Raw genomic sequence first — 19,945 nt, 5'->3', positions numbered from 1 at the left:
TTTAATATTTTCACCCCATTGGGTCGATATTTTATTTCTACACAGCAGTGCAACATCTGTCAGTACTTCTGGTGCCTCTATTTTAGTAGAGACAGCTGTCAGGTGTGCGACTAAAAAGTGGAGTTTCATCATGTTTAATGAAGTCCATAGTATTCATGGTCATACATTATTGTTGATCACTAAACCATCCCTGCAGGCAACTGCGTTATTACAGCATTTAAAGCAGTCGCTGGCGTTAACCGGAAAACTACATAATATTCAACGTTCTCTGGATGATATTTCCTCCAGCTGCATTGTTTTACTGGATATGATGGAGGCAGATAAAAAACTGATCCATTACTGGCAAGATAATTTGAGCAGAAAAAACAACAATATAAAGACTTTATTGTTGAATACCCCAGATGATTATCCTTACCGGGATATTGAAAACTGGCCGCACATCAATGGCGTATTCTACGCAACTGAAGATGAACAGCGTGTAGTCAGCGGATTGCAAGGGGTGTTGCGTGGCGAATGCTACTTCTCGCAAAAGCTAGCCAGCTACCTAATCACGCATTCCGGGAACTACCGCTATAACAGCACGGAGTCGGCATTACTTACTCACCGTGAAAAAGAGATCCTTAATAAACTGCGTATCGGTGCCTCAAATATTGAAATCGCACGTTCACTATTTATTAGTGAAAATACGGTGAAAACACATCTTTATAATCTTTTCAAAAAGATAGCTGTCAAAAATCGTACGCAGGCGGTCTCGTGGGCCAATGATAACCTCAGGCGATAAAGCCATGAAACGCTATTTGACCTGGATTGTGGCAGCAAATTTGCTCTTTGCTGCCGGGAATCTACACGCGGCTGTAGAGGTGGAGGTTCCCGGACTGTTAACTGACCACACGGTCTCTTCCATTGGCCATGATTTCTACCGGGCCTTTAGTGACAAGTGGGAAAGCGAGTACACAGGAAACTTAACCATTAATGAAAGACCCAGTGCACGTTGGGGAAGTTGGATCACCATAACGGTCAATCAGGACGTTATCTTCCAGACTTTTTTATTCCCGACGAAAAGAGACTTCGACAAAATTGTGGTCTTTGCATTGGCAGAAACTGAGGAAGCATTAAATCGTCGGCAAATAGATCAAACACTATTAAGCACGAGCGATTTAGCGCGCGATGAATTCTAAAACATGATTTTGTCCGGAGGCTTTCATGCGTGTCAAACATGCAGTGGTTTTGCTCATGCTGATTTCACCATTAAGTTGGGCCGGAAATATGACGTTCCAGTTCCGCAACCCTAACTTTGGTGGCAACCCAAACAACGGTTCTTTTTTACTCAACAGCGCCCAGGCACAAAACTCGTATAAAGATCCGAGTGGCGATGATTTCGGGATTGAAACGCCATCTGCGCTGGATAACTTTACCCAGGCGATACAGTCGCAAATACTCGGTGGCTTACTCACCAATATCAATACCGGTAAGCCGGGGAGGATGGTAACCAATGATTTTATCATTGATATCGCCAACCGGGATGGGCAACTGCAACTGAATGTCACGGACAGGAAAACGGGGAGAACGTCGACTATCGAAGTGTCGGGTTTACAAAATCAGTCGACCGATTTCTAAATTATAGCCACGAAAGGAAAAAATCATGCAGCGCTTACTTATCATGGTGGCAGTAATTTTACTCAGCGGATGTCTAACAGCCCCGCCGCAAGAAGCCGCTAAGCCGACATTAATGCCCCGAGCCCAAAGCTATAAAGACTTGACGCATCTGCCCATGCCTACAGGTAAGATCTTTGTGTCGGTTTACAATATCCAGGATGAAACGGGTCAGTTTAAACCTTACCCTGCGAGTAACTTCTCAACCGCCGTCCCGCAAAGCGCAACGGCTATGCTAGTCACCGCGTTGAAGGATTCTCGTTGGTTCGTCCCACTGGAACGTCAGGGGTTACAGAACCTGCTTAACGAACGAAAAATCATTCGTGCGGCTCAGGAAAACGGCACTGTTGCCATTAATAACCGCATCCCTTTGCAATCTTTGACCGCAGCAAACGTCATGGTGGAAGGGTCAATTATTGGTTATGAAAGCAACGTTAAATCGGGAGGTGTTGGTGCACGCTATTTCGGTATTGGCGCCGATACGCAATACCAGCTCGACCAGATAGCGGTGAACCTGCGCGTGGTTAACGTCAGCACCGGCGAAATTCTCTCATCGGTGAATACCAGCAAAACTATTTTATCTTATGAAGTACAGGCTGGGGTATTCCGTTTCATTGACTACCAGCGACTGTTGGAAGGTGAAATTGGTTACACCTCTAACGAACCGGTCATGCTGTGTCTGATGTCAGCAATCGAAACCGGTGTTATCTTCCTGATTAATGATGGGATTGATCGCGGATTGTGGGATTTGCAGGACAAGAAACAGGTTGATAATGACATTCTGGTTAAATACCGCCATATGTCGGTACCTCCGGAATCCTGAGTGCTCTCTCTGGCATAAAAAGCGTGAGGAACCCCTCACGCTTTTTTATTTACTGGTCAGCGTAGACGATAGTCGATTTTCACGGCGAGACGCCAGCCACAGCCCGCTGTTTTTCATCGCATAGCCGAATACCAGACCTAGCGCCAGAGACGGCACGACCAACTGCCAGTCCCCCTGCCCTGCAAACGTTGCACATGCGCCAATAAACGTGCCTGGCACAAATGAAAGCAACCATTGCTTTGCCTGGATACACATCAGAAACGCGACGATTCCCGTTATGACATAACCAATAACGTCCATATGTGGGGCAAGCGCGCTACCGTTAATAATCACCAACGCCCACACCACACCGCTTAGCAGCGTACACGCCGAGATCCACAGCCCTTTCAGCCCACCCTGCGGACAGGCGAAATAGGCCGTGCAGCCCAGAAAGCCAGCCCAACTGAGTAAGCCAAGAGAAACGGCCACCCATCCCCAGATCCCAGAGAGAATGCCCGTTGTGATTGCAATTGAGAGAAGTATGTTCATGCCGCGTATCTTAGCAGAAAAACGGCATAGGAATGAGATCGTGCACACAATTTATGCAAGTGATGAATTGCGTTGCAGTTTAAAGTGACTTACATCACATTTATTCTTCCGTATCTTCCTGCAATTCATCCCACATCGCGCCAATAGCATCACGCGTTAACGGTGCCATGGTACGCCAGAATGGCGTGTTTGCGTGCGCTTCAACTTTGCCAAGGAACGAACCACACCAGGGCAACAGGTACTCCACAAACAAGGTTTCTAGTGCTTCACTTTCATCTTCCGCAGACTGGTCTTCAAGCCATGAAGCCGCCAGCAACAGCGTACCAATATGATCTGCAGGCGTATCTGCCAGCGGCATGCCGCGGGTAGAAAGAAATGCACGAACATCAGATTCTTTCGCCCCTTCTACCCAGGCGCTACGATAAGGCGGCACCGCACACTCGTCGCCGACAAAAAGCGCGTTGTAATCCGCAGCCAACTGAGGCATATCGCAGTTTTTCTGCAGGCGAGTAAGTAATTCGTCTTGTTCCAGCGGCCAGTTGGCGGAGAGTTTACCTTCGCTAATCAGGGTAAACAGGGGAACCAGTAAAGGATCCTGAGGCTGGCGGTAAAACAGCGAGCCCAGTACACGACACAGGATAGAAAACTCGTTCATTCATTTATTCCAGTTAGTAACAATTACAGTTCAGCAAATTCCGCGATCGGCTCCATGCCTCGCGATTCCAGAAACGCCAGCAGGCGTTTGGGTGTGACGTTTAAAATTCTGTCTTCCGGGAAATTTACATCATCGAGAATTTTACGGCATTCGCCAAATTCTCCCAATGTGAAAGCGGTATGTGAATCCGATCCTAACGCCACCCAGCCCCCGGCATCACGCACAGCCGCAGCGACCGCGCGGCAATTGTCTTCACTGCCTTTACGTGAATGCAAAAACGAGGAGTTATTGATTTCCAACGCGACCTGATATTTTGCCGCCGCCTGCGCAATCGCCGTGATATCAACGGGATACTTTGGATTTCCCGGATGGCTGATGATGTGCACATGACCACTGGCCATCGTGGCGATCATCGCCTGGGTATTAGTGTCTTTATCGTGAGGTGCAAAAACCGGCTCATGGAAGCCCGCAATGATCAGATCCAGGGAGGTAAACATAGGACCTGAGCAGTCAATTTCGCCTTCAATATTCTTAATATTCGCCTCAATGCCGCGCAGGATCCCTACGCCGTCCACAATACGAGGCCAAATGCGCATATTAATAAAGTGCCAGTGATGAGGCGCATCCGCCATGTCCGGTCCATGATCGGTAATGGCAAACAGCTTGATGCCTTTGCGACGGGCTTCAGCGATGTAATCGCTTAAGGTGCTGTAGGCGTGGGTGCTGGCGACGGTATGCATATGCAGGTCAACGGGATACATAACTCTCTCCTGTAGTCATTTTCCGTCAAGGATAGCAGGTATCGCCGGCATTAATACCCTAAATAATGCGAGTTGCAGGCAGGCGGCAAGGGAGTGACACCCACATCACTTACTGCAGTAAGTGTTGCGGGGGAACAAACGTAGCCAACGCACATGCAGCTTGAAGTATGACGGGTAGTTTAGCTGAAACCCGGCACTTGCCGGGTTACCATCAGTATCCCCGCACGCGATCGACCTGACCGGTGACGGATTTGCCACTTTCCAGGCCCATAATCGTACGGGAGATATAGTCCACCGCCTCTGCCGGGCGCGTTATCGCGGCAATATGCGGCGTCATTGCCACACGCGGATGTTTCCATAGCGGGCTGGTTTCCGGCAGCGGTTCGCGGCTGTAGACATCCAGCATAGCGCCTTTCACTTTGCCGCTGTCCAGTGATGCCAGAAGATCGTCTTCATTGAGATGAACACCACGCGCCAGGTTCAGCACATAGGCTCCGTCCTGCAATTGGTTGAGTAAACTCGCGTTAATAATGCCTACGGTTTCTGCTGTATTGGGAAGGAGGTTGATAAGCACCCGAGTTTGGCTCAAAAACGCGCCCAGTTCCTCGGTACCGGCAAAGCTTTCCACACCAGACCAGGATTTACGCGTGCGGCTCCAGCAGCGTAGCGGGAACCCCCATGCTTGCAGACTTTCTGCAACTTTTGCGCCCAATACCCCTGCCCCCATGATCCCGACGCTAAACTCATTGCGGGAATATTCTGGCAACGGCTGCCATTTCGCCTGGTTTTTTAATGCCTGATAATCATCAAAGCGGCGAAACCAGTGCAGTACCTGACTGACCGCATATTCCTGCATTTGCAGGCCCATACCCGTATCTTCCAGACGGAAAAGTGGGATCGAAGCATCCAACATTTCCGGATGAGCGTTCAGTTTACTAAGAATAGAATCAACGCCCGCCCCCAGCGCGAATACGGCTTTTAATTTTCTTCCGGCGAGCATTTCAACCGGAGGATGCCAGACCAGCGCGTAGTCAGCATGCGCATTATCACCCGTTTTCCACTCACGGACGTTCGCGCCAGGTATGGCCTTTGTCAGCGCATTAAGCCACCAGCTCGTATCGAATGTTGGGTGATAGAAAATTATATCCATAGAGTCTCCTGAACATTGTTATGCGGAACTTTCTCGCACTTATTATCATCATTTTCCGAGGGAACATCAGAGTAACAAATTTTAGGATGCTGGCAAAAAAAACAATTCCCGCTTATTTAAGCTGCATATTGATTGAAGTTTGTGTAAATGCACGTTTTTTTCAAAAAGTTGATTGACGCCGGAGCGGTATTTCCCTAAATTAGCGCCCGTTCCGGTAGCACAGGAACAACAATATGGTGAGGTGTCCGAGTGGCTGAAGGAGCACGCCTGGAAAGTGTGTATACGGCAACGTATCCGGGGTTCGAATCCCCGCCTCACCGCCATATTTAAAGAAGAGCTCGTACGCAAGTACGGGCTTTTTTTTCGCGTATTTCATTTGCCGGATGCGGCATTAGCGCCTTATCCGGCCTGTATGTTACATAACAGCAGGCTTTTACATAAAAGCGTGTTGTGTTAGCGGTTAATAAAACCCAACCGTCGAGAAATGAGTGAACAGACCAGCTCCAGTTCATCATTAACATCATCAATTTTACGCTGCATTCGGTGCGTGGGGCCTGCCACGCTGAGTGCGCCAATGACGGTACCGGTATAATTAAACACAGGCCGGGCGACACACGTTAACCCTTCTTCATTTTCCTCATTATCCAGCGAGAACCCCTTCAACCGAATATCGGCCAGAGTTTCATACAACGAAACACGATCAACAACCGTCTTCTCAGTAAATGGGATAAGCGGCTCACTCAGCACCCGATCAATCTCTTCCAACGGCTGAAAAGCCAATAACGCTTTGCCAATCCCTGTACAGTATGCAGGCAATCTGGCACCAAGACGGGCATTAGTCTGTATAGAAAGCGTTCCCTCACTCTTATACAAATACACAACATGACCACTGTTATAGACCCCCAGAAAACAGGTTTCTGCGGTTTTTGCTGAGAGCGTTTTCAGGTAAGGAATAGATACCTCTACCAGATTCACGTTCATCAATCCTTTGATTCCCAACTCAAGACTTTTCAGATCCAAATGATAACGCTCAGTTCCGTTATCCTGCATAACGTACTGTCGTTCCTTGAGCGTCTCCAGCGTACGAAATACTGTGGTCTTTGCGATCCCGGTTCGTTTGACTAACTCCGCCAGAGATATACCGTCGGAATGCTCGCTAATCTCTTCCAGGATCGTCAGAACCTTGTCAACACCGGAGGAATTTGCATTTTCACCGTTTGACATTCATTCATCCCCAATAAAAAAGTTCCGTTATTGTAACTGTAATGCCATAACCCGCAAAACACATTCATTTTTAGACAGTTACCTCTTTTTTAACCATGTAATTTGCGATCTACGACGCAGTTAACCGTCCTCGTATTCTGTGAATCCTATCACCAAATCAAAAAATACGGAATGACATTCCGTTAATTGATCAATAACCTCAAATAAACGGAACGTCATTCCAAACAAAATTCACGCAGGGGAAACGGCATGCTTATTGTCACTATCGACGCCGGTACGACCAACACACGAGTCCGTGTCTGGAAGGATAGCCGGGTAATTTCAGATACCAGTGAGTCCGTCGGAGTGCGTGATACGGCGATAACCGGAAATCGAAACAAGCTGATTAACGGTGTAAAAAAAGCCCTGGATCGCGCTTTGGCAGGTATCAGCGAACCTTATGAGATTGTGGCGTCAGGGATGATCACGTCAGACGTTGGACTCTATTGCGTCCCGCACCTCAGCGTACCTGTCTCATTCAACGACCTGGTTGAGGGAACCGTTGCGCATACAATCCCAGAAGTTTCAGCACAACCCATCTGGTTTATTCCTGGCGTTAAAAATGCGGTGGCTACGGTAGATGTCGAAAACATTGATGCCATGGACGTTATGCGTGGCGAAGAAGTTGAAACATTTGGTCTGCTGATGCAACACAACGTTAAAGGGCCGGCACTGATCGTGCTTCCCGGTTCCCACTCCAAGTTTATTCTGACGGATGAAAAAAAGCAGATCGTCAGTTGCGTTACCACAATGGCAGGAGAGCTTTTGGATGTCCTCACTCATCAGACCATTTTGGCGAATTCACTCGACGGCCAGTTTGTCACCAAACTGGACAACGACTACCTGCTAAAAGGGGCTGCATCCTGCCGCCGGGTAGGGCTGGCGCGCAGTTGCTTCACCGTGCGACTGCTCGATCTGTTTACTCAGTCCACGCATAACCAGAGAGCCAGCTATTTATTGGGGGCAACACTTTACTCTGACCTGCAGGCGATAAAGCAGAGTATGGCCCTGAATCTCTCACCTGAAACCAACATCATCATCAGCGGTAAACAAGTGCTTAAAGAAGCGCTGGCATCGCTGATTTCTACCGATTCTTTTTTTACCGGCAGCATTGTACAGGCAGATGACGATCCTCTGCGCCCTCTATCTGGCGTTGGCGCCCTCGCCCTTATGGAAACAATTCTCTGCCGCCACACCGTTAGCCAGCCGCCATTTTCCAGTGTCCTACATCAGGGAATTCCAACATGAATAACCATAACATCGCCCCCCTTGTCGCTATTTTGCGCGGCATACGGCCTGAAGAAATTGATATCCATATTCCTTTACTGATTGCGGCTGGTTTCCGCGCGATTGAAATTCCGCTGAATTCTCCACAATGGGAAGTCAGCATCGCGCAGGCCGTTCATACATATAGCGAGCAGGCCACAATCGGGGCGGGTACTGTCCTCAACGTAGAAAATGTGGACCGCCTGGCGCAATTAGGTTGCCAGCTGATTGTCACCCCGAATACCAGACCCGATGTGATTCGCCGGGCACTGGAACATCGGATGCAGGTTCTGCCGGGCTGCGCGACGCCAACGGAAGCATTCAGTGCCATTGATGCCGGCGCTCAGCAAATCAAGCTGTTCCCCACCAGCCAGTTTGGACCGGATTATGTACGGGCACTGAAATCTGTCCTGCCCTCACATACCGCGCTGTATGCGGTTGGCGGGATCACGCCAGACAACATTCAACTCTATCTTGACGCAGGCTGTGCTGGAGCCGGGCTCGGCAGCGATCTCTATCGTGCCGGACAATCCCCCACTCGCACCCAGCAACAGGCGCAGGCTTTTATCGCCGCCTATCAGCATTTTATTACCCAATCCTCCCGAACTATGGAGCACATATGAAGATTAACTGGTTGTTCAAAAACGCCACCGTCGTTGATGGTTCAGGAAATACGGAATACCAGGCTGATGTCGCGGTTGAAGGGGATCGGATTGTCCTTATCGCGCCATCCATCACCACCGCTGCAGAAAATATTATTGATTGTCGCGGGTTAGTGCTGTCCCCAGGGTTCATTGATGTCCATACCCATGACGATCTGGTTGTCATCAGAAAACCAGACTATATCGAGAAGACGTCCCAGGGCGTCACCAGCATTATTGTCGGAAATTGCGGTATCAGCGCCGCCTGCGCAACCCTAAAAGATGAGGTGCCGGACCCAATCAATTTGCTGGGTGAACTGGACGAGTTTCACTACCCGGACGTTGCCCGTTATCGTGAGCGCATCAATGCTGTAACTCCTTCAGTGAATGTTGCCACGCTGATTGGTCATACCACGCTGCGCAATAACTGCGTGGAATCACTGCTTGAACCCGCCAACGAAAACAATATCAACAGTATGCGCGAGACGCTTAATCAGGCCCTGCAGCAGGGTGCCTTGGGTTTGAGTACAGGTCTTTCGTATGGCAATGCCGTTAATGCTTCTACAGAAGAGATCTGCGCGCTCGCCGAACTACTCGCTGAACATCAGGGCCTTTATACCACCCATATGCGCACAGAATACGACGGTATTATCGATGCCATGCTGGAAGCATTCCAGGTCGGTCGTCATGGCCAGGTTCCCGTTCAGATCTCCCATCATAAATGTGCAGGTGCCAATAACTGGGGACGAACCACTGAAACGCTTGCGTTGATCGAGAAATATCAGCAACGCCAGGAGATCAACTGCGATGTCTATCCTTACCGAGCTGGCTCTTCCAACCTCGACCTGAAACAAGTCACTGAGGACTACGACATCCTGATCACGTGGTCCACACCGTATCCGGAGATGTCCGGTAAAACACTGCAACAGATAGCGCAACAGTGGGAGACAGATATTCACCACGCAGCCGCCCGGTTGCAGCCTGCTGGCGCAATCTATTTTCAGATGCACGAGGACGATGTTCGCCGGGTTTTACAACACCCCTCATCAATGGTGGGCTCAGACGGTCTGCCGTGCGACCCCAACCCACATCCACGTTTATGGGGAACCTTTCCACGCGTTCTCGGCCACTACAGTCGCGACGAGAAGCTCTTTCCACTCACCACGGCCATTCACAAGATGACAGGCATGTCCGCCTGGCGTTTTGGCCTGACGGGACGTGGACTGGTCCGGGAAGGTAATTTCGCTGACCTTGTCATTTTTGATCCGCAGAAAATCAACGAAACCGGCACCTTCCAGAACCCTAAGCAGACAGCCGACGGGATTGAACACGTGTTCGTTAACGGCGTCCTTACCTGGAGCCATAAGCAAATGACAGGCCTGCGCGCAGGCAAATTCTTAAGCAGAAAAGAACAATAACGGGAGATAAAAATGATTAAACGATACGGAACTGAAGGCTCTGAAGGGACTGGCGGACAAGCATTACCCTTTTCCAGAGCGGTTGCTGCCGACGGCTGGTTGTATGTCTCAGGCCAAACGCCAATGGTCGATGGTGAAATCATCGATGGCGGCATCGTTGCGCAGTCAACGCAGGCCATTCAGAACTGCCTCGACATCATGACTGAAGCCGGGTTCGGCAAAGAAGATATTGTGCATATGAAGGTGTTTCTTACCGATGCCCGTTACTTCCAGTCGTTCAACAAGGTCTTTAAAAGCTTCTTTGCCGAACATCCACCGGCTCGCGTGTGCTGCGTTGCCGACCTGGTCGTCGACTGTATGGTCGAAGTAGACATCACCTGCTTCAACTCAAAATTCAAAAGCTGACTGTTGACGATCACTCTTCAGTAACAAGGATCTATTATGCTACACGAAAATTTCCTGATGTGGTTTTTGATCTACGCCTTCGCCATGATGTTTGTTGGCTGGTACGTGACTCGCCATCAAAAAACCGGGGAGGATTTTATTCTCGGCGGGCGAAAGTTACCCATGCTGTTAACCCTGGGTTCGACCGTCGGTACAATGGTTGGCACAGGTTCCAGCATCGGCGCTGTCAGCTTTGGCTACAGTAACGGCTGGGCGGGAATGTTGTACGGTATTGGCGGCGCGACGGGGATCCTGCTGACAGCCTGGCTATTTGCGCCCGTTCGCAAAATGCGCTTCATGACCATGAGCGAGGAGATCTGCTATTACACAGGTGGTAGCCGAATCGTCAAAAATCTGGTGGCACTGTTGATTTTTCTCGCATCGATTGGCTGGTTGGGCGCGCATATCCTCGGCGGCGGCCTGTATTTAGCATGGGCAGCGAACATCGATATCACCACAGCAAAAATTATTATCGCCGTGGGTTTTATTTTCTACGTCGGAATTGGCGGATACAAAGCCGTCTCTTGGATCGACACGCTGCAATCCATTGTTCTGTTCCTTGGGTTTATCATGTTAGCAGCAATGTCCGTCAGCTACGTCGGCGGTTGGGATGTCGTGGTCGCAAAGACCGATCCACAGGCATTCACGCTGTTTGGGATCGGCAAACTGGGACTTCTCCCCGCCATTTCGCTGTCGATCGTTATTGGCATTGGCGTGCTGGCAACGCCATCATACCGCCAGCGCATATACTCTGCGGCCTCGACCCGCGCGATTCGTCAATCGTTTGTGATAACGGGTCTGCTTTACATGGGATTCTCTTTCCTTCCCGCGATTATCGGTATGGCTACCCATGTGATGGATCCTGGTCTTGAAAATCCGAGTTTTGCATTCCTCTACGCGACAAACTCGCTCCCGTATGTTCTGGCCATGGTGGTGTTAATAGCAGGGATGTCCGCTAACCTGTCATCCGGCAGCTCGGATGCCATCGCCGGGGTTTCCATTATTCTGCGTGATATATACACCATGGTGACAGGCAAAATGCCGCCGCCGGAAAAAGCAATTAACCTGTCACGCATTTTCCTGCTGTGCGTCATCGCGCTGGCACTGGTTTTTGCCCTGACCTCGAACGATATCATTGGCTACATCACCAAAATGATCTCGATGATCATGTCCGGTATGTGCGTCACCGTATTACTGGGCAAATTCTGGCTGCGTTTTAACTGGCAGGGCTGCATTGCCGCGTTGCTGGGAGGAAGCCTGACCTCGCTGGCGGTGATCCTTTCACCGGTATGGTCAAAAGCATTAGGTAATCCGGTGATTCCTGCGCTGTCTGTCAGCCTGGTTGCCGCCGTGGTGGTAACGTTGCTGACGCCGCAGAATAAGCTCTCCCGTGAAGAGGTGCTAAAAATGATCACTGATGAACGTGAAAACACCAGCCATACGCCACGTTCGGACGCAACGCCCGTAAGGAGCGCAGAATGACAGTTGCCGCACATAAATCAGCCATTATGCTGACCCCCTCTTCCGCCCGGGCCTGCGTGCTGAATGAGGATGTTTGTTTGCCCGCCGCGGTGATAAAGGCCCAGGCGCTGGAGAACAATATTTTGTGGATGCAGCGTTACGCAGATACCCGAGGCGTATCGTTGGCTCCCCACGGGAAAACATCCATGACTCCATGGATATTCCGTCAGCAGCAGCAAGCGGGCGCATGGGCAATTGGCGTAGGGAGCGCCTGGCAGGCGCAGGCAGCCATGGCATGTGGTATCCAGCGGGTGCTGATGGCCAACCAACTGGTGGGCAAAGCCAACATGCTGTTGGTATCACAGTTAAAAAACACATATCCGGACGCTGATTATCTCTGTCTGGTCGACAGCCTGGACAATGCCAGAACGCTGGCCAGATTCTTTAACGAGCATCAGCAAACGCTGGATGTGTTGGTCGAGTTGGGCGTTTCTGGCGGGCGCAGCGGATGCCGCACGACCGCAGAAGCGCTCGCGCTTACCGCCGAAATTTCACAGATGTCAGGTTTGCGCCTGCGTGGACTGGAACTATATGAAGGCGTGCTGCACAGCCACGATCCCCAGCCGCAAATTGAAACGCTGCTTTGCGACGCCGCGCTGCTGGCGTGTCAGATGGAAAAATATGTCGACGGCGAGTTTGTTCTCACTGGCGCAGGTACCGTCTGGTATGACGTGGTATGTAACATCTGGCTGGCAGCAAAAACCCCCTCCCATTGCCGGATAGTTATTCGTCCGGGTTGTTACATTACGCATGACAATGGTATTTACCAGCAGGCGCAAAAGGAATTAATGGCACGCGACAGCATTGCCAGCCATCTGGGCGGCGATTTAGCCCCCGCCCTGGAACTGATGGCTATGGTGCAGTCGGTACCGGAACCTTCACTTGCCGTGGTCAATTTTGGCAAACGTGATGCAGCTTTTGATGCAGGATTACCCCAACCGGTAGCCCTGTATCGCAATGGCAAAGCGCTGCCATTTCAATCCGGTGCAATCACCAGTACAGGAATAATGGATCAACACTGTATGCTATCTCTGGCGCCAGGCTGCAACATCCAGGTTGGTGACATTATTGTTTTTGGCACGTCCCACCCCTGCCTGACCTTTGATAAATGGAAAGCCCTGTATTTAGTTGATGAGGAATACAATGTGTTGGAGGAACTGCGCACAGCATTTTAAATACTCTCAATTCTGGTAATAAAGAGCGCAAGTAGCGAATGGCAAGAGCCTTATTCGGCCTAAACAGTAACCGTTTTACCAGGCCTGCGTCAGCTACGGGAGCAGCAAAAGAAAGTCATGTGTTAACGTCAAATAACAAAGCCCGGTTTCCCGGGCCTTGAAGACGGCGTACTTATCAGTTGTAAGCGTTAAGCGTCCGCTGACAGAGCGCAGAGCGGACGCAATCGTCTTTATTGAAACGAACAATCCCAACCATATCATCTTCTTCGAAACGGGCCAGCGCATCGCTAAGCCCTGAGCGAACGTGGGCTGGTAGATCGCACTGGGTCACATCCCCATTCACAATCACCGTCACATTCTCCCCGAGGCGGGTTAAAAACATCTTCATTTGCGCAGCAGTGACGTTCTGAGCCTCGTCAAGAATAACCACTGCATTTTCAAATGTACGTCCACGCATATAGGCGAACGGCGCGATTTCCACCTTACCAATCTCAGGTCGCAGGCAATATTGCATGAAGGAGGCTCCCAGACGTTTCACCAGCACGTCATACACTGGACGAAAATAGGGAGCAAACTTCTCGGAAACATCCCCAGGTAAGAAGCCAAGGTCTTCATCAGCTTGCAGAACTGGACGGGTTACAATGATCCTGTCCACGTCTTTGTGGATCAGAGCCTCTGCTGCTTTTGCCGCGCTGATCCAGGTTTTACCACACCCGGCTTCACCGGTGGCGAAGATCAGCTGTTTACTCTCAATAGCATTCAGGTAGTGCGCCTGAGCTTCATTTCGCGCCGTGATTGGCGTGGCGTCGCGACTGTCACGCGCCATACCAATCGCTTCTACGCCGCCCATCTGCACAAGCGAGGTGACCGATTCATCTTCACGTTGCTTATGGCTACGCGAATCCCGCCTCAGCACACGTTTTGCTTCACGACGAGCTTTGATCACTGCTTTTTGTCTTCCCATGGATAGCACCTTGAGTTGTAGGTATACATCACACGCGCCGTTGGCGGCACGATTATGCGCACGAACATCTGAGGGTTGGCTTCCTTGTAAGCCATTGCTTGCTTTCGGATAAGACGCCACGCACAGCTACGCGCACCGTACAGGGCGTCAGTAACAAGGATAAGAAGTGAATGAGAGAGAGATTTAGCGGTGACGAGGAGGCTACCGGAAGAGAAACGTCCGCGTAAAGTACTGCGACTACTGTGAAAAACGTGTCCAATACAGGACTTTTCCATTCGCGATCTCCATAGTGAACGACTATCACCGCCGGGAACTACCGCTATTACTTATAATTACATCATAACCTTTCGTTAATGCAACAATATTTTTACTTGTTGTTAACTTAAATTCTATCTTATCACCAGAGACAGTTTCTTGCCCAGAGATGACAGAATTATTTCAGTTCCATACCGATCATAAAAAATAATTTGTTGATTCATCAAGATGTCAGGAAAAGCCCCGCTGTACAACGGGGCATAATTATCAGGCTTCGAGCAAAGACTGTCCCAGATAGCGATCTGCAGTTTTGACACCCGGCAAAGCAAAGAAGTATCCCCCACCAATCGGTTTGACATACTCTTCCAGCGCTTCGCCGTTCAGGCGTTTCTGCACCGTCAAAAAGCCTTTTTCCAGATCGTGTTGATAGCAGACAAACAACAGTCCCATATCCAGTTGACCGGAATTGGTCACACCGAGCGAATAGCTGTAGCCACGGCGCATCATCAGGCTGGAGTCGGTCTCTTTCGTGCGCGGATTCGCCAGGCGAATATGGCTGTCGAGCGCAATCACCTCACCCTCGGGATCGCTGGCATAGTCAGGTACATCGTGCTCATGCTGCATACCCAGCGGCGCGCCGGTGTGTTTATCGCGACCAAAAATCGTTTGCTGCTCTTTCAGCGGCGTACGATCCCAGAACTCAACGCGGAACTGAATGAGCCTGACGGCCTGATAGCTTCCGCCTTGCGCCCAGGCAGGTTCGCCCTGCCCATCCGTAACCCACACCACGTCTTGCATCAACTTCGCATCCGTAGCGTCCGGATTCGCGGTGCCGTCTTTAAAGCCAAGCAAATTAACCGGGGTCTCTTTACCTTTGCTACGCGCGGCATGATCGGAAATAAACCCTTCACGTTTCCAGCGCACGCTGAGGAGATCGGGCGTATGTTTAATGATATCGCGCAGCGCGTGGATGACAGTGTCTTGCGTGTTGGCACAAATCTGCAGCAGCATATCGCCATGGCACAGCGCCGCGTCCAGTGAATCATTCGGGAAACGGGTCATTTTTTGCAGCTTTTTTGGCATCTGCGATTTCAGGCCATAGCGTTCATCGAACAGCGAGGAGCCGACTGACAACGTCATCGTCAGGTTGTCTGGCGCAATGTATGCGCCGAGGATACCTGAATCCATAGGGGGAAGACGCGGATTCGGCGTATCCGGAGCCGGTCCGCCGGTGGTCAGAAACGCAAACCGGCTGGTCAACAACCGAAACAAACGTTCGAGATCGGCCTTATCGCTGGCGAGAACATCAAACGCCACCAGCATCATCGATGCCTGCTGCGGCGTCAGGATGCCCGCCTGATGCTGGCCATAAAACGGTTGCGCTTCACTACGTGCATCAGGGGACAGCGTTCCCGGTGCACTTTGCGGTTTTTGCGCGTGGGCAACCGGACATCCCCCGGCAAGCGCAAGCGCGCCACCCAGGGCGCCCATCCCTTTCAGTAAACGTCGGCGTGACGGTTCGCTCACGCCGTTTTCATTATCTTGCTGCATAGTGCTTAATCCAGACCCAAAACACCGCGTAATTGCGACAAGTCTTCCGCCAGCGTCGTGATTGGCCCTTTCAGCGCATTTCGATCGGCTTCGGTCAGTTTGTCATAGGTTTCAAAGCCGTCTTTGGTACGATATTTGCTCAGAATGGTATCGACTTTTTTGAAGTTCGCATCCACCTTCGCCAGCAGCTCAGCATTGGATTTTTGTAACTGAGGACGCAGGAGATCGACAATTTTCTGCGCACCATCGACGTTGGCCTGGAAATCCCACAAATCGGTATGGCTGTAGCGATCTTCTTCCCCGCTGATTTTGCTGGCAGCGACTTCTTCAATCAGCCCTGCTGCCCCACCAACCACTTTAGACGGTGGGAAAGCCAGCTCGCTAATACGCGTTTGCAGGTCAAGAACATCGCTGTTTAATTGGTCGGCATACTTGTCCATACCTTGAGTGGTATTGTCGCCAAACAGCGCTTTCTCCAGGCGGTGGAAGCCGGTGAATTTGGGATCGGCAGCTTTTTGCTCATAATCATCTTCACGCGCATCGATGCTGCCGTCGAGATCGGAGAACAGTTCAGCAATCGGTTCAATACGTTCATAATGCTGGCGGGTTGGCGCGTACAGCGATTTCGCTTTTTCCAGATCGCCGGCTTTAATCGCATCGGTGAAGGCTTTGGTCCCCGCAACCAATTGCGCGGTTTCTGCTGTCACATAGGTTTTGTATTCGGTAATCGCGCCGCTCAGACTCAGCAGAGCATCGCTTTGTGCGGCATCCGCTGTTGCACTGCCTTTTACGATCAGTTTACCTTTCGGGTTAGTCAACAGACCGCAGGTCATATCATATTCACCGGGCTGCAGGTTAGCCGTCATTTTCTGGCTAAAGCCTGGCGCAATGTTTTCGCGTTCTTCAACCACCATAACGCCTTTAAGAATTTCCCACTCCAGCGCTTTCTGGCTGTGGTTCTGGATGATGAACTGCGTTTTCCCGGCGTTTACCGTGATCGTCATCGGTTCACATTGTTTGTCGTTAACCGTGACCTTCACCTGCGGAATATCGGCGGCTTGTGCAGTAAAAGCGGAGGCAAACAGCGCGGCAATACCCAACTGCAGCGCACTACGGCGAAAATTAAACGTCATAACCTGGCCCTATAAATAAGTATGTTGTAACTAAAAGATATTCTGCATCGCGTTTTGATCAAGGTGCGGTACGCGATGCCGTAGTGCCTGAACGCGGCGGTAGCGCAAACATAATCAACGCCGGAATCAGGTAGATAAACCAAACAGCAACTTCACTCACGCTTGGCGCTTCCTGATAGCCGAAAATGCCTTCCATCAATGTGCCAAACAGCGAATGCGTCGACAGCACACTGCTCAGGTCAAACGCCACATCCTGAAAATGATTCCACAAACCGGCTTCGTGGAAAGCGCGGATCGCCCCAGCGGCAAGACCGGCAGCCACCAGCAAAATGAACAGGCTGGTCCATTTAAAGAATGCCCCGAGGTTGAGGCGAATGCCGCCGAGGTAAATCAGGTATCCCAGTACCACTGCGGTAGCCAGTCCCAGCATCGCGCCTAACGGCGGCCAGATACCTACATCCTGCTGGAATGCGGCCAGCAGGAAGAACACCGACTCCAGCCCTTCACGGGCAACGGCAAAAAAGACCATCATCACCAGCGCCCAGCCGTGATGGTTGCCACGCTGCAACGCGTTATCGACAGCCTGTTCAAGCTGGACTTTGACGTTGCGCGAAACTTTACGCATCCAGAACACCATCCAGGTGAGGATCACCACGGCAATGACCGCCACGATGCCTTCAAACAGCTCCTGTTCTTTTTGCGGAAATTCACCGGTGGTTTCGTTGATGAAAACCCCTAACGCCAGGCATAACGCTGCCGCCAGCAGAACACCAATCCACATCACACCAATCCATCGACCACGCTGAGTCCGTTTCAGGTAGCTGGCAATCAGGCTGACAATCAGCGCGGCCTCTAACCCTTCGCGCAACATAATTAGAAATGGAACAAACATGCGAAGAACCCTTAAACGTTATTCTCGGTCAATTGATGAAAAGAAAAGTAAATTACAGTGATAGTGATTATCATTACAGTAAAGAAAAACTCAAGCAGAATGTTTTGAGAATGATGACTTAATGTAAACAGTTAGGCGGGTAACGGTTATAGCGAGCTTGCAGCGTAGGTAATAAAAGCCCCCACATGCGGCAATGTCATTAAGTTAACGCCTGTGTATCAGAAAGCATCAACCTGTATTCGCGAAGGTAATGAACATGCTATTTCAGAGAAAGGATTCCGTTCACCTCATGTACATCGTTTCTCTGAAGCACCGATTCCTGTGAACGTGTAAAGGGCGTTCTCCGCCACGCCCTTTACAATCCCGGCTCCCGGCGGGAAAATTGCCGCTCCGCGGTCCCCTCCGTTTATTCCTCCAGGCGACCGGGCCGGGCGCGAGGTAGCATATATGGACGCTCCCGGGATGCAATTTATTTTTCAGTTAAGTGATAAAACGGGTAGATGCAGCCATATATCCGGTTTCTGATGGGATTTATTTATCCCGAACCATGATGAAATCCGCCAGGCAGGTACCAATCATCCTCTGCGGGCTGACTTGCCCTTGCTACCTCTCGGTGTATCCTGCCTGCGGTCTTACCTGTTTTGCCATCTTCTGAAGTCACCTGCACCTACCAGGACGTTAACTCTTTTTCAGCACCTCGTCAGACTGTCTGACCTTGTGTCAGGCGGGCTGGCGAGGCTGATATTCCGTGTTACGTGTCAACATTGACCACATAATTCTTGATGTTTTTGCCGCCATGGCGACAACAGCTACATTGTAGTGCTTTCGCTCAAGCAATCCCTGAAGCCAGGTGTTCTCCTCAACTGAGCCTTTCCGGTTGACCCAGGCGGTAAGTGCGCGTGCGCCGTGAACCAGGAGGTATCGGAAATAGCCATCGCCACGTTTGCTGATCCCTCCCAGTTGCTGTTTCCCGCCGCTGGAATGCTCCTTTGGTGTCAGCCCCAGCCATGAAGCAAACTGCTTTGCGGTGCTGAATTGTCGGGCATTACCCACTGCTGCCACCACATAAGTGGCCGTTAGCATGCCAACCCCCGGGATTTTGGCCATTCTCTTGCAGGCTTCCTGCGTTCTGTACCAGGAGGCCAGAGATTCTTCTACCTGTTTAACCTGCTCCTCAAGTTCCCGGATATGGTGAGCCTGTCTGTAGATGCTGGTTCTGACAAAGGGAGATAAACCATTTTCGCCGTCTTCCAGAATGGCTGGCAGCTCACGGGTTAAATGGCTTTGTCCGGCTGCAATCGTAATACCAAACTCAGCAAGTGTGGCTCTTAAACTATTGGAACAGGCGATCCGCTCACGGATAAGTATTCCCCGTTCAGTGTGTAACGCTAAAACGGCCTGCTGCTCTTCGGTTTTTATCTGTACAAAACGCATATTCGGGCGGGTTACCGCTTCGCAGATAGCTTCAGCATCTGCTGCATCCGTCTTGTTCGTTTTGACATAGGGCTTCACATATTGCGGAGGAATGAGTTTTACCTCATGGCCGTGGCGACTGAATAACCGTGCAAAATGATGGCTGGATGAACAGGCTTCCATGCCCATCAGGCAAGGTTCCAGTTGAATGACAAACTGAACGAACTTAGCCCGGGTCAGCTTCTTACGCAAAACAGTATGACCTTCGTGATCGACACCATGAAGCTGGAAAACGTTCTTTGCCAGGTCGATACCAAGAGTTGATACTTTCATGTGGACGCTCCTCATTTTCAGGACGTATTGCAACGATCCAGTCTGGTACTTTGATGCCGCAAAATCTGGAGCGTCCATCTCATTATCCCTGCAAAGCGCGCCCTGA

General features: G+C 50.6%; 20 protein-coding genes and 1 tRNA gene. 11 read left to right on the top strand and 10 right to left on the bottom strand.

Annotated features, from left to right (window positions below; genetic code table 11):
• Window positions 1–130 precede the first annotated feature (130 nt).
• Genes csgD through csgG form a run of 4 tightly spaced genes read left to right on the top strand, consistent with a single transcriptional unit; the run spans window position 131 to window position 2,476 of the window.
• Window positions 131–781, top strand: a complete 651-nt coding sequence (gene csgD / locus OGV94_RS03620) for a biofilm master transcriptional regulator CsgD (RefSeq protein WP_003036091.1) — start codon at window positions 131–133, stop codon at window positions 779–781.
• Between the two features lie 4 nt (window positions 782–785).
• A complete protein-coding gene (csgE, locus tag OGV94_RS03615; protein ID WP_043015873.1) occupies window positions 786–1,178 on the top strand; it encodes a curli production assembly/transport protein CsgE in 393 nt (130 codons plus the stop codon).
• 25 nt (window positions 1,179–1,203) lie between these two features.
• Window positions 1,204–1,617, top strand: coding sequence for a curli production assembly/transport protein CsgF (gene csgF / locus OGV94_RS03610; protein WP_043015872.1), 414 nt, complete (start codon window positions 1,204–1,206; stop codon window positions 1,615–1,617).
• 25 nt (window positions 1,618–1,642) lie between these two features.
• Complete coding sequence (csgG, locus tag OGV94_RS03605) at window positions 1,643–2,476, top strand: curli production assembly/transport protein CsgG (RefSeq protein WP_003036082.1); 834 nt, start codon at window positions 1,643–1,645, stop codon at window positions 2,474–2,476.
• Window positions 2,477–2,521: 45 nt separating this feature from the next.
• On the opposite strand, the gene OGV94_RS03600 is transcribed toward csgG, so the two are convergent.
• The 4 genes from OGV94_RS03600 to ghrA form a co-directional block, all read right to left on the bottom strand.
• Window positions 2,522–3,004, bottom strand: coding sequence for a DUF1097 domain-containing protein (locus tag OGV94_RS03600; protein ID WP_047412162.1), 483 nt, complete (start codon window positions 3,002–3,004; stop codon window positions 2,522–2,524).
• A gap of 100 nt (window positions 3,005–3,104) precedes the next feature.
• Window positions 3,105–3,659 carry a TorD/DmsD family molecular chaperone gene (locus OGV94_RS03595; RefSeq protein WP_047412164.1) on the bottom strand — a complete coding sequence of 185 codons (555 nt, stop codon included), beginning with the start codon at window positions 3,657–3,659 and terminating at the stop codon, window positions 3,105–3,107.
• 23 nt (window positions 3,660–3,682) lie between these two features.
• Window positions 3,683–4,420 (bottom strand): phosphatase, encoded by a 738-nt coding sequence (locus tag OGV94_RS03590; protein ID WP_043015869.1) that lies wholly within the window; start codon window positions 4,418–4,420, stop codon window positions 3,683–3,685.
• 211 nt (window positions 4,421–4,631) lie between these two features.
• Window positions 4,632–5,570, bottom strand: coding sequence for a glyoxylate/hydroxypyruvate reductase GhrA (gene ghrA / locus OGV94_RS03585; RefSeq protein ID WP_286522606.1), 939 nt, complete (start codon window positions 5,568–5,570; stop codon window positions 4,632–4,634).
• 235 nt (window positions 5,571–5,805) lie between these two features.
• Between ghrA and OGV94_RS03580 the strand changes: the two genes are divergently transcribed.
• Window positions 5,806–5,893 (top strand) — tRNA-Ser (locus tag OGV94_RS03580).
• A 130-nt stretch (window positions 5,894–6,023) separates the two neighbouring features.
• Here the strand turns inward: OGV94_RS03580 and OGV94_RS03575 are convergent.
• On the bottom strand, window positions 6,024–6,794 hold the full coding sequence (locus OGV94_RS03575; protein ID WP_043015867.1) for an IclR family transcriptional regulator: 771 nt from the start codon (window positions 6,792–6,794) through the stop codon (window positions 6,024–6,026).
• Window positions 6,795–7,043: 249 nt separating this feature from the next.
• Between OGV94_RS03575 and OGV94_RS03570 the strand changes: the two genes are divergently transcribed.
• From OGV94_RS03570 to OGV94_RS03545, 6 genes are read left to right on the top strand one after another with little or no spacing between them, the layout of a single operon-like run.
• On the top strand, window positions 7,044–8,081 hold the full coding sequence (locus OGV94_RS03570; RefSeq protein ID WP_286522604.1) for a 2-dehydro-3-deoxygalactonokinase: 1,038 nt from the start codon (window positions 7,044–7,046) through the stop codon (window positions 8,079–8,081).
• Window positions 8,078–8,722, top strand: a complete 645-nt coding sequence (locus OGV94_RS03565; protein ID WP_286522602.1) for a 2-dehydro-3-deoxy-6-phosphogalactonate aldolase — start codon at window positions 8,078–8,080, stop codon at window positions 8,720–8,722. The genes OGV94_RS03570 and OGV94_RS03565 overlap by 4 nt, the downstream gene beginning before the upstream one ends.
• Complete coding sequence (locus OGV94_RS03560) at window positions 8,719–10,158, top strand: N-acyl-D-amino-acid deacylase family protein (RefSeq protein ID WP_043015866.1); 1,440 nt, start codon at window positions 8,719–8,721, stop codon at window positions 10,156–10,158. The genes OGV94_RS03565 and OGV94_RS03560 overlap by 4 nt, the downstream gene beginning before the upstream one ends.
• 12 nt (window positions 10,159–10,170) lie before the next feature.
• The gene (locus OGV94_RS03555; protein ID WP_043015865.1) at window positions 10,171–10,563 is read left to right on the top strand and encodes a RidA family protein; all 393 of its coding nucleotides are present in this window, start codon (window positions 10,171–10,173) and stop codon (window positions 10,561–10,563) included.
• 36 nt (window positions 10,564–10,599) lie between these two features.
• Complete coding sequence (locus OGV94_RS03550) at window positions 10,600–12,084, top strand: sodium:solute symporter family protein (protein ID WP_043015864.1); 1,485 nt, start codon at window positions 10,600–10,602, stop codon at window positions 12,082–12,084.
• On the top strand, window positions 12,081–13,298 hold the full coding sequence (locus OGV94_RS03545; RefSeq protein ID WP_087050880.1) for an amino acid deaminase: 1,218 nt from the start codon (window positions 12,081–12,083) through the stop codon (window positions 13,296–13,298). Before OGV94_RS03550 ends, OGV94_RS03545 begins: the two co-directional genes overlap by 4 nt.
• A 175-nt stretch (window positions 13,299–13,473) precedes the next feature.
• On the opposite strand, the gene phoH is transcribed toward OGV94_RS03545, so the two are convergent.
• The 5 genes from phoH to OGV94_RS03520 all read right to left on the bottom strand — a co-directional run bounded on the left by phoH (window position 13,474) and on the right by OGV94_RS03520 (window position 19,839).
• Window positions 13,474–14,262 (bottom strand): phosphate starvation-inducible protein PhoH, encoded by a 789-nt coding sequence (gene phoH / locus OGV94_RS03540; RefSeq protein WP_003036052.1) that lies wholly within the window; start codon window positions 14,260–14,262, stop codon window positions 13,474–13,476.
• A 522-nt stretch (window positions 14,263–14,784) separates the two neighbouring features.
• Window positions 14,785–16,068: an iron uptake transporter deferrochelatase/peroxidase subunit gene (efeB, locus tag OGV94_RS03535; RefSeq protein ID WP_043015862.1), complete on the bottom strand. Its 1,284-nt coding sequence runs from the start codon at window positions 16,066–16,068 to the stop codon at window positions 14,785–14,787.
• 5 nt (window positions 16,069–16,073) lie between these two features.
• Window positions 16,074–17,201, bottom strand: coding sequence for an iron uptake system protein EfeO (gene efeO / locus OGV94_RS03530; protein ID WP_043015861.1), 1,128 nt, complete (start codon window positions 17,199–17,201; stop codon window positions 16,074–16,076).
• 58 nt (window positions 17,202–17,259) lie between these two features.
• On the bottom strand, window positions 17,260–18,093 hold the full coding sequence (gene efeU / locus OGV94_RS03525; protein ID WP_043015860.1) for an iron uptake transporter permease EfeU: 834 nt from the start codon (window positions 18,091–18,093) through the stop codon (window positions 17,260–17,262).
• Window positions 18,094–18,813: 720 nt separating this feature from the next.
• On the bottom strand, window positions 18,814–19,839 hold the full coding sequence (locus OGV94_RS03520) for an IS110 family RNA-guided transposase (RefSeq protein WP_286522466.1): 1,026 nt from the start codon (window positions 19,837–19,839) through the stop codon (window positions 18,814–18,816).
• Window positions 19,840–19,945 lie beyond the last annotated feature (106 nt).

Origin of the sequence: Citrobacter sp. Ce006 (genome assembly GCF_030336535.1) — a bacterium.
GTDB lineage: Bacteria > Pseudomonadota > Gammaproteobacteria > Enterobacterales > Enterobacteriaceae > Citrobacter > Citrobacter europaeus.
Note: the sequence above shows the minus strand (reverse complement) of the source record. Positions and strands in the feature narration are given on the sequence as shown.